Below are 14,934 nucleotides of genomic sequence, written 5' to 3' on the forward strand. Positions count from 1 at the left end.
TAATGGAAGGATTATTTACAGCAAATAACGTATGGATGATGATCTGTACGGCACTGGTTTTCTTTATGCACACTGGTTTTGCATTTTTAGAAATTGGTTTAACAAGACAAAAAAATACAATCAATATTTTATTTAAAAATATTTTTATCATAACGGTAGGGCTATTGTTATACTATTTGGTTGGATTCAACTTAATGTATCCTGGCTTTGCTGAGGATTCAGCGGGAATTTTTGACTTTGCAGGTTTTGGTATTGCACCACCAGAAAATGGTATGACACCTGAATACGCTGATGGAGGATATACGTGGTGGACAGACTTCCTTTTTCAAGGCATGTTTGCCGCAACAGCTGCAACAATAGTTTCTGGAGCGGTTGCTGAACGTATAAAAATTGGCCCATTCATGATTTTTACCGTATTATATGTAGGATTGGTTTACCCTATTGCAGGATCATGGAAATGGGGTGGTGGATTTTTGGATCAACTAGGATTTTATGATTTCGCAGGTTCTACTTTAGTTCATTCAGTTGGTGGATGGGCAGCATTGGTAGCCGTTTGGTTGCTTGGTGCTAGAATCGGTAAGTTTGACAAAAATGGTAAAGCACAAGCTATTCCTGGTCATAGCATCCCAATGGCAACTGCCGGTGTATTGATTTTATGGTTAGGATGGTTCGGATTTAATGGAGGTTCTGTACTTTCTGCCGATCCGGAATTGACCTCATTAACTTTAGTGACAACTTGTTTGGCCGCCGCCGCTGGTGGTGTTGTAGCTGCTTTTGTGTCATTTTTAAAATTTAAGAATCTTGATTTAACCATGTTCTTAAATGGTATACTAGGAGGTTTGGTTGGTATTACCGCTGGTGCTGATGTTATGACACCAGAAAGCGCCATCTTAATTGGTGCAATTGCTGGAGCCCTTATTGTTTTTGCTGTTAGCTTTATTGATGCCATAAGATTGGATGATCCAGTTGGAGCTATAGCAGTACATTTGGTATGTGGCATGTGGGGAACTTTGGCCGTTGGTATTTTCTCAACAAACCCAGAACACACTTTCTTGGCTCAGTTAACAGGTGTAGCTTGTTATGCAGCTATATGTGTTGTTTCTTCTTTCTTAATTTTCTTTGTATTGAAGAAAACAGTTGGAATTAGAGTTCCTGAAAAGGAAGAATTGGAAGGATTGGATGCTCACGAACATGGTATGGATGCTTATCCAGACTTCAGGTTGAACGAGCATTAGTATATAAAAACATTTTTAGTGTTAATAAAGGATGGCTTGCTTTGATGCAGGTCATCCTTTTTGTTTAGAGTTTTTATCTAATGCCCACAAGTCCGTCAGCTGCCTTAAATAGTTTTTCAGAATTGTATCCAATGCCATTTTTAAATACTGTTTCAGTAGATCTAATGGCTTTAATGTTTTTACTTATATCATCATTCAGAATGATGAAATCGGCAATTTTGCCTTTTTCTAAAGTTCCAATTGTGTCATCTTGCTCCAAATATTTTGCGCCATTCAACGTGCATATTTTAATGGTTTCTGGAATGGTAAAGCCCATTTCAACGAACAACTCAACTAATCTCATGTTTGCGTAACCGGCAACAATTCTACCATCGTAGGTTGGGTCTGTTCCTGCAACCAATAGTCCGCCAGCATCATGGAATGCTTTTTCCCATACTTTTGCTTTGTTGAAAAGGACATAATCCAACGAGTCTCTTCCTTGTTTGCTTGCCCATCTTTTAAACACTTTTTCTTTGGCTCCAGTGTATAATGCATCTAATCCTCCACCGGGAACAACTTCTCTATTGGTATAGGGCTCAAAAACATTGATTGTTGATGTTAATGCCACTTTTTTTTCTACTAGATGTTGAATAAGATTTGTCATGGCTTCAGAATCAACAGGAAGTTGAAGTAATGATTTTCTTTGGTTGAATGGTTCGCATTCATCAGGTTGTTTGTCCTTTATAAAGTCACTACTGGCATAAAAGCCGTGTTCTAAATTGTCAATGCCTAGGTCTGCTGCTTCTCTATAGGTAATTGAGCACAAGTGCCCTGTAACTTTTAAGTTTTTTGAATGAGCTGTTTCAACTATCGCCTTTAAATCGGATTTTGTTAAATAATTATATACTTTAAAAGAAGTAACTCCCAAATCAGCATATAGATTAACCATGTCAACTACCTGTTCTGTAGAACTAAAAGGCCCTAACTCAATTAATCCGGTGCCTTCCCTATCTAAGTGTGGACTGGTTACATCCATCTTTGGCCCAGGAATCTCACCATTCAATATTTTATTTTTAATGTTAAGGTCGGCATGTGGCATGATGCTTCCCGCAGTTCTCATGGTGGTAATTCCACTGGCCAAATATAGCTTGGGAAAGGAATAGCTCATCTGGTTGACTCCAAAATTATTACCCGGAGTAGCTTTTGGATAAAAAAGGTGTTCATGCAACATCACCATTCCTGGTATAGCACTTTTGCCTTCCAAATTAACTACATTGGCGTTTTCAGGAATGGCTAAATCAGGACCGATGCGTTCAATTATTTCGCCATTAACAACAATGTCTTGATTGGTTTTGGAAGCATTGCCCGTACCATCAACTATAGTTAAATTTTGAAAAATATATAGGCCTCTAGGGTATGATACATAGGCTTCTGTTTCCTTTGACAAAGAAGTTTGCCCGTAGGAGGAAAGAGATAAACTTATAAGTATTGAAATAAAAAAAAGGTTTTTCATATAACTTCTAATGGTTAATTATGCTCTATGAAGATAAAGAATAATTATATGAAAAACCTAATATAAAATTTAAGCCGAGTTTCTGCTCGCGTTGATATTACCAAATAATGAGCGGGTAACTATTTTCTCGAAAATTTGCTTTTCTTCATTATCAATGCCCGCTTTTTCAAAATCTTGAATCTTTTTAAGCGCATATTGTTGAATGGTAAGCAAAGGCAAAACTATGGATTCCCGAACTTCGATGGAGGCTTTTCCAGAAGGTTCGTTTTCCATTAATTCTTTGTAGCCAGTTAGTTTCAGCAACAGTTCTTTGGTCGTTAAATACTCATTGTAAATTATGTTCCAGAAATCACCAAATTCATCATCTTTGGCCATATACTTGGTCAAATCAAAAAATGATTTCGTTAAGGACATCATACTATTTTCCAATAGCGTTTTGAAGAATTTCGAGTTATTATAAAGCTGCTCCACTTTATAAAATTCCCCTCTATCTTCATATTGCTTCAATGCCGTGCCCACACCAAAGAAACCAGGAACATTCTGTTTTAATTGACTCCATGAACCCACAAACGGAATAGCTCTTAAATCAGAAAAAATAAGCTTGTCTGAAGTGCCCCGTTTTGAAGGTCTACTTCCAATATTGGTTTTGGCATAGTATTTAAGCGTACTCATGCGTTCCAAATAATGAATAAACATTGGGTGACTCTTAAAATCTTTATAGGTTTGATAACTGGTTTCTGCCAAATCGTTCATAACGAATCGGTCTTCGTCAGACATTTTATTCTTTTCCCTTAGTCTATTCATGATACCGGAACTTATCAACTGCTCCAAGTTGTATTGAGCAGAATCTCTGGTTCCAAAATTAGAACTAATGGTTTGACCTTGAATGGTAAGTTGTACTTCTTTGTCTTCAATGGTTGGACCCAAGGACGCATAAAACTGATGGGTTTTACCACCACCACGTGCTGGTGGTCCACCACGACCATCAAAAAATATGGCGGTTATATCATATTTTCTAGACATTTCGGTAAGCAGTTCCTTGGCCTTGTAAATACCCCAGTTGGCCATTAAATACCCTCCATCTTTTGTACCGTCAGAGAAACCTAACATGATGGTTTGTTTCATGTCCCTTGACTTTAAATGTTCCATATATTCTGGGTTGGTATATAACTGCTCCATAACACTTGGGGCATTTTCTAAGTCGGTAATGGTTTCAAATAACGGAACCACATCAACAGTCAATTCGTCTTTAAACGCCACAATTTTTAGCATGGCAAACAATTGCATCATATTTAAAGCTGTTTGGTTGTTGCTAATAATATATCTATTGGCACCGCGCTCACCATTGCTTTCTTGTATTTCTTTAATAACAGAAATGGTTTTTAATGTGTTGTACACCATTTCGTCTTCAAAAACATCTAGATTTTTAATGGTATCATTAGCTTTCGATAAGATTTCAATCTGTTCTTTTTCAGATAAATCATGATAGTTGTCTGGGAAAGAAGAGGTGCCAGTTTTGATTAAATGGTCTATTACGGTAGTAAAAACGGAATGATGTATTCGACTGTCCTGTCTTATATCCAAAGTGGCAAAACTGTAACCAAATAAATGTATTCTGTTTATTAAGTTGTTGATTTCGTTAACGTACAACGATTGGTGCTCCTCAATAATCAAGTCCCTGATGCTTAGCAGCTCTTTAATAAGCTCTTTTGAGCTTATGGTATTTTTAGTGTTAAGGTTAATACTGTAGTTGTAAAACAAAGTTTCTAGTTTAACAATGCGATCTTCTACACCTCTAAAAGTTAGTTTTCTCCTCAGTTTTTTAAGGTCTTCGTAATATTTTTTAAGTATTGATTGCTTTAGTTTTTGGGCAACCTTTAAAGTGGTGTCTGGTTTTACGAAGGGATTTCCATCTCTATCACCTCCCGGCCAAAAACCAATGTTTATAATTTCATTGTGCTTTTTCCCATCGGTATAAATATTTTGCTGTATGTAGTTGTAGATTTCCCCAAAAGATTGGTAAAATACATTTTCCAGATACCAAATTAAACTTATGGCTTCATCGTAAGGGGTTGGTTTTTTGTGTTTGAAAAAAGGCGTTTTCCCCAATTGGCCAAATAAATTATTAATTTCAGAAAGGTTGTTTTCTTTAATTGCTTCTGTTAAATCAGTAATAATCCCTAAAACAGAGCCAGGGTAAAACTGTGTAGGGTGAGCCGTTAACACGATACGAACCTTAAATTCTTCTAGATAATCTTTTAACTCTTCCAATTTATCATCAGAAATAGCCGATCCTTTGAGGTTTCGTAAGGTTCCTATGCCTTCCATATTGTTAACCACAGGGAAAGCGGCGTCTTCAATGGCGTCAAATAATACAACTTGTCTTTCTATATACTGAATAAATCTAAAAAGCAAGTTTATTTGGCTTTCTTTGGTTCTTCGTGCTTGGTATTTCTTAAAAAATGTATCGACAATAGTTGTAGGGTCATCACCTTGCTTAAATCCTTTTTCACAAGTTTCATGAAATAAAGGAAGTAAAACACCTGTTTTTGTAACAGCATCAAAGGGTAAGGTCATGAATATACTATTGTATATTTGGTATTTTGACAAAACGCTTTGTTTGAATCTTGTTAATTTTGGCTCTACAGACATATAGTTTATTTCTATTTAAATGGACCATAAAAATACTAAAGCTAACATTAAACAACGAGGACTTGTTGAAGTTTTATCAAATTTTGCACTTTGTGGAATTCTATTTAAGAATAATTAAAAAAAAAGACAGGTATAGCTTCATGTTTCTAATCGATTTTATTGAAAAATAATGGTTTTTTGGCGTTTAAATTAAACGAATAGATTTTGGGATGACATTTGTCATGTTTTGCCCATGCTTCACATTATACCTTTGCCGATTAAAACAAAAAGTATGGCAAAGGCACACACATTTCATATTCCCGTAATGGGCATTGGTTTTACGGTAGACACACCACTAAAAGTAGCCCAATACGGCATAGATTCTGTAATTTCTTTAGTTGATGACATTTTATTGGAAAAATTAAGGAAAATGTATAGCGACAAAAGAGGTTTGCCTTATGTTGAAATTGATGGAAAAGAAGAGGATTTTAGAGCAAAAAGAATTACGTCGTACCTAAACCTGATGCACGATTTGGTGGATGAAAAATTCCAAGAATTAAAAGAAACGGCATCAAATTCCAACAAGATTTTGTTGTCCTATATAAGCATGTTGCCTAATGCTTCTAAGCTTAAAAAAGACTTCAACAAGTTGATATCAATTGGGGGCAATGCTGCAGAAATAAAAATGTGGGCATCAAAAAATCTTGTAAAAGGAGCCATTGATGTTAACATTATGACCAAGGTTGATAAAGAAAATTTTAGGGGTAACGAGAAGCTTTCGGATAAATACAACGATGCGCATGCAGCATTGCGAGGGTTTGCCAAGAGTAAATTAAATAGCTCTGTGGTGCTTTCGGCTGGCATGAACCCAAGGCTTTATGGATATATGGTAGAGTTTGACGATTTTTACCCAGATGAAAATGGCCAATTTAAAAAAGGCATTATTTTAAAAGTGAGCGATTATAGATCGGCCTTAATACAAGGTAGGTTTTTGGCTAAAAAAGGGTTGTGGGTTTCAGAATTCAGAATAGAGTCTGGGCTTAATTGTGGCGGACATGCATTTGCCACAGATGGCTATCTATTGGGGCCAGTACTTCAAGAATTCAAGCAAAATAGAAAAGCGTTGCACGATACTATATTTGGTGTTTTATGCCAAGAATTGGAAAGACAAAACCGAATAGTGCCCAAAGAAAAACTATCGTTTAAGGTGACGGCCCAAGGTGGTGTTGGAACCCATGAGGAGCACGAATTTTTAATCGAACATTATAGCTTAGATTCTGTAGGTTGGGGAAGCCCTTTTTTGCTTGTTCCGGAAGCCACAACAGTAGATTCTGAAACACTTAAAAAACTCGCAATCGCCAATGAGAGTGATTTGTATTTAAGTGACATTTCACCGTTGGGGATACCCTTTAACAATTTAAAAGGCAATACAAAAGATGAAGAAAAACAGTCCTTAATCGATAAAGACCGGCCAGGTAGTTCGTGTCCAAAAAAGTTTGTGGCTTTAAATAAGGAATTCAAGGAAACAGGAATTTGTACAGCCTCACGCGAATATCAATATTTAAAAATAAAAGAGTTGGATACTCTCGGTCTATCCGAAAACCAATATCAAGAGCATTACAATAAAATAATAGAGAAATCCTGTACTTGTGTAGGCTTGGGAACATCGGCGCTTTTGGCGTATAATTTAGATACTAAAACCGAAGGCAAAGGAGTATCTGTTTGTCCAGGCCCCAATATGGCATATTTCTCCAAAGTAATGGGTTTGGGCAATATTACCGACCATATTTACGGGCGTGCCAATGTGATTGATAGAGCCGACAGACCTAACTTGTTCATAAAAGAGCTGCATATTTACATAGACTATCTGAATGAAAAAATAGCATCGTCCCAAAGCACTTTCAACTTAAAAGAGCAAAAATATTTAAACACTTTTGCCGAAAATCTCAAGGAAGGTGTAGCCTATTATGAAGGCGTATTTAAGGGTTTAAATGGTTCTTTTGCCACGGTTAAAGCATTTGTTTTGGCAGAATTGGAAAAGGCAAATCAGGTTTTGAGTACTATTTTGTCAGATATTGAGCTTCAGCCAATAGAGGCTTAACTTACTTTTTTGAGAAAACAACCTCTTTTTGTTTTCTGAAATATAAAACCTTTTGATTAGCAATTATTTAAAAATTTTGTAAAATCGTTGCAGGTATTTTATTGGAAAATATTTTTTATCGGAATCACAATTCATTAAAAATATTAATTAGGATATTTGCATTGAAGCATTTAGTTTGGCTAAACCAATCTAGTTTTATAATCATGCTTTTGCAATTAAAATGGATTTAGTAAAAGAAATAAAGCGGTTAAAAAAGGAGAAAAATGCAGTTATTTTAGCGCACTATTATCAGGTGGGCGAAATACAGGATATAGCTGATTATGTGGGAGATAGTTTAGGTCTTTCGCAAAAAGCAGCGGAGACAGATGCTGATATTATTGTATTTGCAGGAGTGCATTTTATGGCCGAAACTGCAAAAATTTTAAACCCGAGCAAAACAGTTGTTCTGCCTGATTTAAAAGCGGGTTGTTCGTTGGCTGATTCTTGTCCGCCAGATGCCTTTGAAAAGTTCACCAAGGCACACCCAGACCATGTGGTGATTACTTATGTAAATTGTTCGGCTGAAATCAAGGCATTAAGCGATATTGTTTGCACGTCCTCAAATGCATTGAAAATTGTGAATTCTGTTCCAAAGGATACACCAATTATTTTTGCGCCCGATAAAAATCTTGGACGATATATCATCAATGAAACTGGAAGGGATATGTTGTTGTGGGACGGAAGCTGCATTGTTCATGAAGCGTTTTCGATGGATAAATTGATTGCATTGCACAAAAAATATCCTGATTATAAAATTATAGCGCATCCAGAATCCGAAACACATATTCTTAATACAGCCACCTATATTGGGTCTACTTCCGGAATGATTAATTATGTAAAGGAGCATCAAGACCAAAAATTTATTGTGGCTACTGAGGCGGGTATTTTACATAAAATGCAACAAGAAATGCCCAATACAGAATTAGTGCCGGCACCAGCAAAAGAGGATAATACTTGCGCTTGTAGTGAGTGCCATTTCATGAAAATGAACACCCTTCAAAAATTATACGATTGTTTGCTAAATGAGTCACCACAAATAGATGTTGACCCTTCCATAATAGACCGTGCTTTATTGCCCATTGAACGCATGCTAGAGCTGTCAAAATAAACAATATGACGGCAGATTATTTAGTCATTGGTTCAGGAGTTGCAGGTTTAACCTTTTCAGTAAAAATAGCGGAAAAATTTCCCAAGCGTAATATTGTAATTGTTACAAAAGCTAGCGAAGACGAATCCAATACTAAATATGCCCAAGGCGGAGTTGCGATTGTTTTGAACAAAGAGGAAGATTCGTTTAAAAAACATATTGAAGACACCCTAATCGCCGGAGATGGCCTTTGTGATAAGGACGTTGTTGAGATGGTGGTTGAGGAAGGTCCACAACGGCTAGAAGAGCTTTTGCTTTGGGGGGCAAACTTTGATGTGAACGATGCCGGTAAATTCGATTTGGGGAAAGAAGGAGGACATTCAGAATACCGCATTGTACACCATAAAGATATTACGGGTTACGAAATAGAAAGAGCTTTACTAGGTAGGGCGCATCAATTGAAAAATATTTCAATTTTACCCCATCATTTTGCTATCGATTTAGTGACCAATCACCATATTAAAAATGCATCTTTCGAAAAATTGACCTGTTATGGTGCTTATGTACTGGATCAAAAATCAGGACAAATTTTTACAATTAAAGCTAACAGCACCTTACTTGCTTCTGGCGGAATAGGTTGTGTTTATGGGCATACCACAAATCCTGTTATTGCAACAGGCGATGGCATCGCTATGGCCTATAGAGCTAAAGCGCGTATAAAGGATATGGAGTTTGTTCAGTTTCATCCAACGGCGCTTTATGAAGCAAAGGGAGAGTCGTCTTTTTTAATTTCAGAAGCGGTTCGAGGTTTCGGGGCTTATCTTCGGAATAGAAAGGGATATAGGTTTATGCCCGATTACGATGAGCGTGCCGAACTGGCATCCAGAGATATTGTTTCGCAAAGTATTGACAGCGAGCTAAAAAAATCTGGAGATGCCCATGTTTATTTGGACTGTACCCATTTGGATTTGGACGCTTTTAAAAATCACTTCCCAAATATTTACAACAAATGTTTAGAGCATCATATTGACATTAAAAAAGATTGGATTCCTGTAATTCCGGCATCCCATTACTTGTGCGGAGGCATTCAAGTTGATAAAGATGGAAAAACAACAATCAGTAATTTGTTCGCTTGTGGTGAGTGTTCCAGAACTGGTTTGCATGGGGCCAACAGACTGGCATCAAATTCGCTTTTGGAAGCTTTGGTTTATGCGCACAATATTTTTAGATATCACGCTGAGCTTGATTATGAAAATATCGTCGTTAGTATTCCCGATTGGAACGATGAGGGCACAACTATACCAGAAGAACATGTTCTGATTCAGCATAATTTAAAACAATTACAGGCCCTAATGCGTGATTATGTTGGGATTGTTAGAAGCAATAAACGTTTAAAACGTGCTATTAAGCACTTGGATTTGATTTATACTGAAGTTGAAGATTTGTATAGGGAATCTAAAATTACAACCTCGCTTTGTGAATTGCGAAACATGATTAACGTCTCCCATCTAATTATAAGTCAATCTTTAGACAGAACTGAAAATAAGGGAGGCTACTTTAATATTGATAACGTCAAGAAAAAAGCTGATTAAGCTATTCTTAAATTTCCTAAGTTATTGTCTTCCTCTTCATTTCGAATAAAATTAAATGCATAAATTTTTTCGAATAGTAAGTCTTTATTGATTGGCTTGGTCATGTAATCATTCATACCCAAAGCCAAAACCCGTTTTTTAGTTTCTTGCATGGCATCTGCTGTTACGGCTATAATTGGTATGTTGTTCGCAACATTTCCTAAATTACCGCTTCTTATGATTTCAGTGGCCTCATAGCCATCCATTACGGGCATTTGCAAATCCATCAACACCAAATCGTAAACATCTTTTTTCAAGGCATCTAGGGCTTCTTGGCCGTTATTTGCAATAGCAAACGTGATGTTTGGCGAACCGCTTAAAATTTTACGCATCACCATCTGGTTCATTTTATTGTCTTCAACCACAAGGATGTGAAGGTTCGTATCATTATTATTTTCTTTGGAAACTGTTTCGACTTGAACTAGACTTTTTAGGTTTAAATCAATAAAAACTGTAGTACCTTTATTGGGCTCGCTATCTATTTTTATAGTGCCTTTAAATAGTTCAACAATATGTTTTACAATAGTTAAACCTAAACCAATACCGCCAAACTGTCTTTTATGGTTTAGTTTCATTTGGTTGAAACTATCGAAAACATTGTCTTTGGCCTCTGGGTCTATGCCTATACCTGTATCTGAAATTTCGAAAGAAAAGCGACACATATCGTGAGGTTGTTTTAAGCATGTTAGCTTAAAATAAATACTTCCTTTTTCAGTAAATTTTACCGCGTTGCTTAAAACATTATTGATGATTTGAACAAAACGGTCCGGATCAGCATAAACACTTGAAGGTATTTCAGAATCCATTTCAAAGGTGTAATCAAGTCCTTTTTTAATAGCTTCAGTCTTCCAACTATTACTGATTTGATTTAATTTGATGGAAGGGTTGAATTGAGCAGATCTCAGTTCAAGCTGGTTGTTCTCAATTTTTTCAAAGTCAATAATATCGTTAACATTACTCAGCAAACTCAACGATGCGTTTTTGATGATTTCGTAAGGCTTTCTGCTCTTGTTATTGGTTAAAGTTTCAAGCTCATTTTCAGCAATTCCCATAATGGTATTGATGGGTGTTCGCAATTCATGGCTCATATTGGACATGAAATAGGTTTTTAACTGACTTATTTCTTCAGATTTTTTTAAGGCTTCCTCTTGCGATTTTTCCTTTTCCAATCTCAATTTTCTAATCAGGTTTGTCATGGATAGCGATAGGAAAATCACCTCAAAACCCGATCCAAATTTGGCACTGTTAAGTGTCAAGAAATTGTTGGGCAATAAGCTTAAGTTGTTCATTACAAAACCTAAAAGCCCGATAACCAAGAATAATATTCCGAAGGAGAAATACGGGTCAATTTTAATACGTTTAAAACGCATAGTGAAAATGGTTGCCAAAATGAGCAACAGGCTAAAAAGACCATTTACATTACTTATTGGGTAAGCAATTTCTAATGTTTTTGCATTGATAAAAAGCATTAAAAACATAAACCCTATAATTCCGTAGGCCACTTTGAAACCTTTAGCGAACCCTTTTAGTTGGTCATTTATATTTAGGAATTGTTCGCAATATTTTAAAAGAAAGATATTTGATAGTAACGCTGTAATTAAAACGGCCCTACTGTTTAAGTATCCGCCTTCAGGAAAGATATATTCATGAATAAACCCATCAAGAGCAGCCTGCATAAATGCAATTGAAAACACATAAAGGCTATAGTATAAAAAAGATTTTTCTTTTAAACTTGAATAGAAAAACAGGTAAATAATTCCTGCCAAAAAGAGCAAACCGTAAAAAAGGCCAAGAAATAATTGTTGTTTGTAATTGGCCATTAAAAAGCCAGTCTCAGAGTAAAGTTGCAATGGCAAATTGATGGTTTCCCCATCACTTTTTAAATGTAAATACATTTGTTGAGGCTCATGAGGGGGCAACGTTAATTTGAAAATGGTCGACCTATGTTTAACCTGCTTATTGTAAAATGGAATCTCATCGCCACTTTTAAAATGCTGAATGCCACTTTTACTAATTTGAAACATGTTGGCAGCATCAGTTATCGGTCTTGCCGTTTCTAAATAGTAAGTTTGAGGCGTATCACTGCTATTAATGAGTTTAAACCTTACCCAATAATTGTCTGACGTAAAGCCAACACTGTGGTTTCCTGATTCTAAGGTTTGATAGTCTAGCTGTGCGTTTTGGGTAATTTCTGAAATGCTGAGGTCTAATTTTCCAACATTCGTAAATTCCGCAAATTCGAATAGTTCTCCTTCGTTTTTAAGGACGTCAAAAGTCTGATTTTGACAGAATAGGTTTAACCCTACTAAGTAGGTAAGTAGTAAAATTTGTTTCATGTTTGGGGCATTTAACAGTTCCAAACATATTGTTTATTTTCTACGGATTGTTGTTTTTCAGATGAAAACGGAATAATTTCGATGAAATGATGGTTTTTTACTAAAAAAGTAAAGGGCGAACACAACGTTCGCCCTTTAAAAATAAGATTTACTTCCCTAACATAAGTAGCTCATTACACACTATTTCGGTAATGTAACGCTTGTTTCCATCTTTATCGTCATAGCTTCGCGAGGTTAGTTTGCCCTCAATAGCCACCTCTTTGCCTTTTGTTACGTATTTTTCAATGATCTGGGCCGTTTTCCCCCAAGCAACAATATTGTGCCATTGGGTGTCTATAACTTTTTCACCTTTATTGTTGGTGTAGCTTTCATTGGTTGCAATATTAAATTTTGCCAATGTTTTTCCTGATTCAAGATTGATGATTTCAGGATCGTTGCCCAAGTTACCAATCAACTGTACTTTGTTTTTTAGCGTGCTCATAATTTAAATTTTTAATGTTAAACAGTTAATACTATCGAGTTCTTATGTTTCGACGATGCAAAGATGTAACGGCTTTAAAAACTTATTCGGTACTTACTTGTTTAATTTCGTTTGTAAATGTTTGTAGTCGTTTGTAAATGGATAAATATTTTTCTCTACATTGCAGACATGAAAAAACAATGTTTAGAATGTGGCGAAAAGATTGTGGGCAGAATAGATAAAAAATTCTGTAGCGACGGTTGCAGAAATGCTTATAACAATCGGGTAAATAAAGACAGCAAAAACCTTATTCGAAATACAAACAACAGGCTTCGGAAAAACTATAGGATTTTGGAAGACCTTAATCCGGACCAAAAAACAAAAACCTCAAGAGCAAAATTAATAGAGGCGGGTTTCGACTTTAATTATTTTACAAGTATTTATACAACCAAGGCGGGCACGGTATATTACTTTATATACGACCAAGGGTACTTGCCGCTGGATGGTGATTATTATGCTCTGGTTAAGCGGGAATAAAATTTTTGTGTAACATTTTGTAGATTCCATTTACCAATAGCTAAATGATTCCATTAAGTTTAATGTCTCAAAATTCCAATTTCTTTATCCCCTTTTTGATAATTCTAGTAGTAGGGCTGGTTATCTTTTTGTTAATTTATTTCAGTAGAAAGAATATTGTTTTAAGGGAATTGTCCAAATTTCAATTTAGGCATATAGGCCAATTTAGAAGCAATGAATTGACTAAAGTAACCGGGAAGGTTTTACAAGTCGAAGAGCCTTTTATTGCTCCTTTTAGTAAGAGGCAATGTGTTGCCTACATTTTTCAAGTGAAGCAGAAAGTAAGTTCGGGTAAAAATTCGCATTGGAAAACGCTTGTTAAACACGAAAATATTCAAAGTTTTTTTTTAGAGCTTAACGGAGAATTAGTAATGGTGAAACCTTCTATGGCATCCAGTAATTATCGAAGTTACATGGTGGAAGATAAGCGTATTACTTCAGGAACCTTTAATAACCCAACACCAGAGTTTAAAAATGTTTTAAATGATTTTGGAATAGCAAGCGAAAACTGGTTTGGGTTTAACAAAACCCTAAAATATACCGAAAGAATTATTGAGGTAGGTGAAACCATTACCGTTGGCGGTATAGCAAAATGGAAAACCTTAAAAGAGCCCATTGAAGGATATAACTATTCTAAAATAGCAGCTTTGGAAAGTAGTTCAGAGCAAAAACTTATAATTACAGACCATCCAGACGCCAAACAAAAAAGAAAAAGCTTTTGATTTAAAGATCAAAAGCTTCACTTAGTTTAAAATGATAAATTATTTCATCTCCAGTTATGTCCTTTTAACTGCATAGCGGCTTTAAGCACATCTTTTTGACTTATTTGTCCAACCAATTTACCGTTTTCAACAATCGGGAAACGTCGTCTTTTAGCATTTAAAAACTTGTTGGCTGCATCAAAAATATTCATGTTGCCATCAATGGTTTCAACATTTTTGGCCATGTGTTTTTCAATGGTCTGATCCTGCATGGGCATATTGTAATAGCGGCTCTCGCTAATTTGTTTAATGCAATCGCCTTCGGAAATAACGCCAACCAATTCATGTTTATCATTAACCACCGGTCCACCCGAAATTCTGTGCTTAATTATTGCCTGCATTACACTTTCTATGGTTTGGTCTGGTCTAAACGTAATTAAGTCTGTAGTCATGTAATCGCTAACCGTCAATGACGGCGAATCATCAGTGTTTGACTGCTGTCTCCTTGCCCCTTGAAAACTTTTTATTCCCATATTTAAAAAATTTAGTAATCTTAAATATACTTATTTATTTTAATAAAACCTAAACCAATTTTTGATTAGGTCAATTAAATACTGATTTTTCAATAAAAAATTGAAATAATTA

Annotated in this window: 11 protein-coding genes; 6 read left to right on the plus strand and 5 right to left on the minus strand. The window is 35.8% G+C overall.

Translation table 11 applies throughout. From position 1 onward, the window contains the following. Nucleotides 1–2: 2 nt before the first annotated feature. The gene (locus WJN01_RS05345; protein WP_445196104.1) at nucleotides 3–1,235 is read left to right on the plus strand and encodes an ammonium transporter; all 1,233 of its coding nucleotides are present in this window, start codon (nucleotides 3–5) and stop codon (nucleotides 1,233–1,235) included. Between the two features lie 73 nt (nucleotides 1,236–1,308). Here WJN01_RS05345 and WJN01_RS05350 read toward each other — a convergent pair whose 3' ends face one another. Together WJN01_RS05350 and WJN01_RS05355 are read right to left on the minus strand one after the other, a co-directional pair. Then, nucleotides 1,309–2,727, minus strand: a complete 1,419-nt coding sequence (locus WJN01_RS05350) for an amidohydrolase family protein (RefSeq protein ID WP_445196105.1) — start codon at nucleotides 2,725–2,727, stop codon at nucleotides 1,309–1,311. Nucleotides 2,728–2,796: 69 nt separating this feature from the next. Beyond that, entirely contained in the window at nucleotides 2,797–5,379 is a 2,583-nt protein-coding gene (locus WJN01_RS05355; protein WP_445196106.1) for a phosphoenolpyruvate carboxylase, read from the minus strand. Between the two features lie 271 nt (nucleotides 5,380–5,650). Here WJN01_RS05355 and WJN01_RS05360 point away from each other — a divergent pair, with 271 nt between their 5' ends. From WJN01_RS05360 to nadB, 3 genes are all read left to right on the plus strand, one after another. Then, nucleotides 5,651–7,459, plus strand: a complete 1,809-nt coding sequence (locus tag WJN01_RS05360) for a hypothetical protein (RefSeq protein WP_445196107.1) — start codon at nucleotides 5,651–5,653, stop codon at nucleotides 7,457–7,459. Between the two features lie 220 nt (nucleotides 7,460–7,679). Beyond that, the gene (gene nadA / locus WJN01_RS05365) at nucleotides 7,680–8,606 is read left to right on the plus strand and encodes a quinolinate synthase NadA (protein WP_508493501.1); all 927 of its coding nucleotides are present in this window, start codon (nucleotides 7,680–7,682) and stop codon (nucleotides 8,604–8,606) included. A gap of 5 nt (nucleotides 8,607–8,611) precedes the next feature. Continuing rightward, the gene (gene nadB / locus WJN01_RS05370; protein ID WP_445196108.1) at nucleotides 8,612–10,177 is read left to right on the plus strand and encodes an L-aspartate oxidase; all 1,566 of its coding nucleotides are present in this window, start codon (nucleotides 8,612–8,614) and stop codon (nucleotides 10,175–10,177) included. Here the strand turns inward: nadB and WJN01_RS05375 are convergent. Both WJN01_RS05375 and WJN01_RS05380 read right to left on the minus strand, forming a co-directional pair. Continuing rightward, the gene (locus tag WJN01_RS05375; RefSeq protein WP_445196109.1) at nucleotides 10,174–12,552 is read right to left on the minus strand and encodes a 7TM diverse intracellular signaling domain-containing protein; all 2,379 of its coding nucleotides are present in this window, start codon (nucleotides 12,550–12,552) and stop codon (nucleotides 10,174–10,176) included. The two genes, nadB and WJN01_RS05375, sit on opposite strands and share 4 nt — an antisense overlap. A 148-nt stretch (nucleotides 12,553–12,700) precedes the next feature. After that, nucleotides 12,701–13,033, minus strand: a complete 333-nt coding sequence (locus tag WJN01_RS05380; RefSeq protein ID WP_445196110.1) for a single-stranded DNA-binding protein — start codon at nucleotides 13,031–13,033, stop codon at nucleotides 12,701–12,703. A 168-nt stretch (nucleotides 13,034–13,201) separates the two neighbouring features. On the opposite strand from WJN01_RS05380, the gene WJN01_RS05385 reads away from it, so the two are divergent. Together WJN01_RS05385 and WJN01_RS05390 are read left to right on the plus strand one after the other, a co-directional pair. Further along, complete coding sequence (locus tag WJN01_RS05385; RefSeq protein WP_445196111.1) at nucleotides 13,202–13,549, plus strand: hypothetical protein; 348 nt, start codon at nucleotides 13,202–13,204, stop codon at nucleotides 13,547–13,549. A gap of 44 nt (nucleotides 13,550–13,593) precedes the next feature. After that, nucleotides 13,594–14,310 (plus strand): hypothetical protein, encoded by a 717-nt coding sequence (locus WJN01_RS05390; RefSeq protein WP_445196112.1) that lies wholly within the window; start codon nucleotides 13,594–13,596, stop codon nucleotides 14,308–14,310. A gap of 44 nt (nucleotides 14,311–14,354) precedes the next feature. Here the strand turns inward: WJN01_RS05390 and WJN01_RS05395 are convergent, their stop codons facing one another. Continuing rightward, on the minus strand, nucleotides 14,355–14,822 hold the full coding sequence (locus WJN01_RS05395; protein ID WP_445196113.1) for a CBS domain-containing protein: 468 nt from the start codon (nucleotides 14,820–14,822) through the stop codon (nucleotides 14,355–14,357). Between the last annotated feature and the right edge of the window lie 112 nt (nucleotides 14,823–14,934).

It is taken from the genome of Tamlana sedimenti (assembly GCF_038148895.1).
GTDB lineage: Bacteria > Bacteroidota > Bacteroidia > Flavobacteriales > Flavobacteriaceae > Tamlana.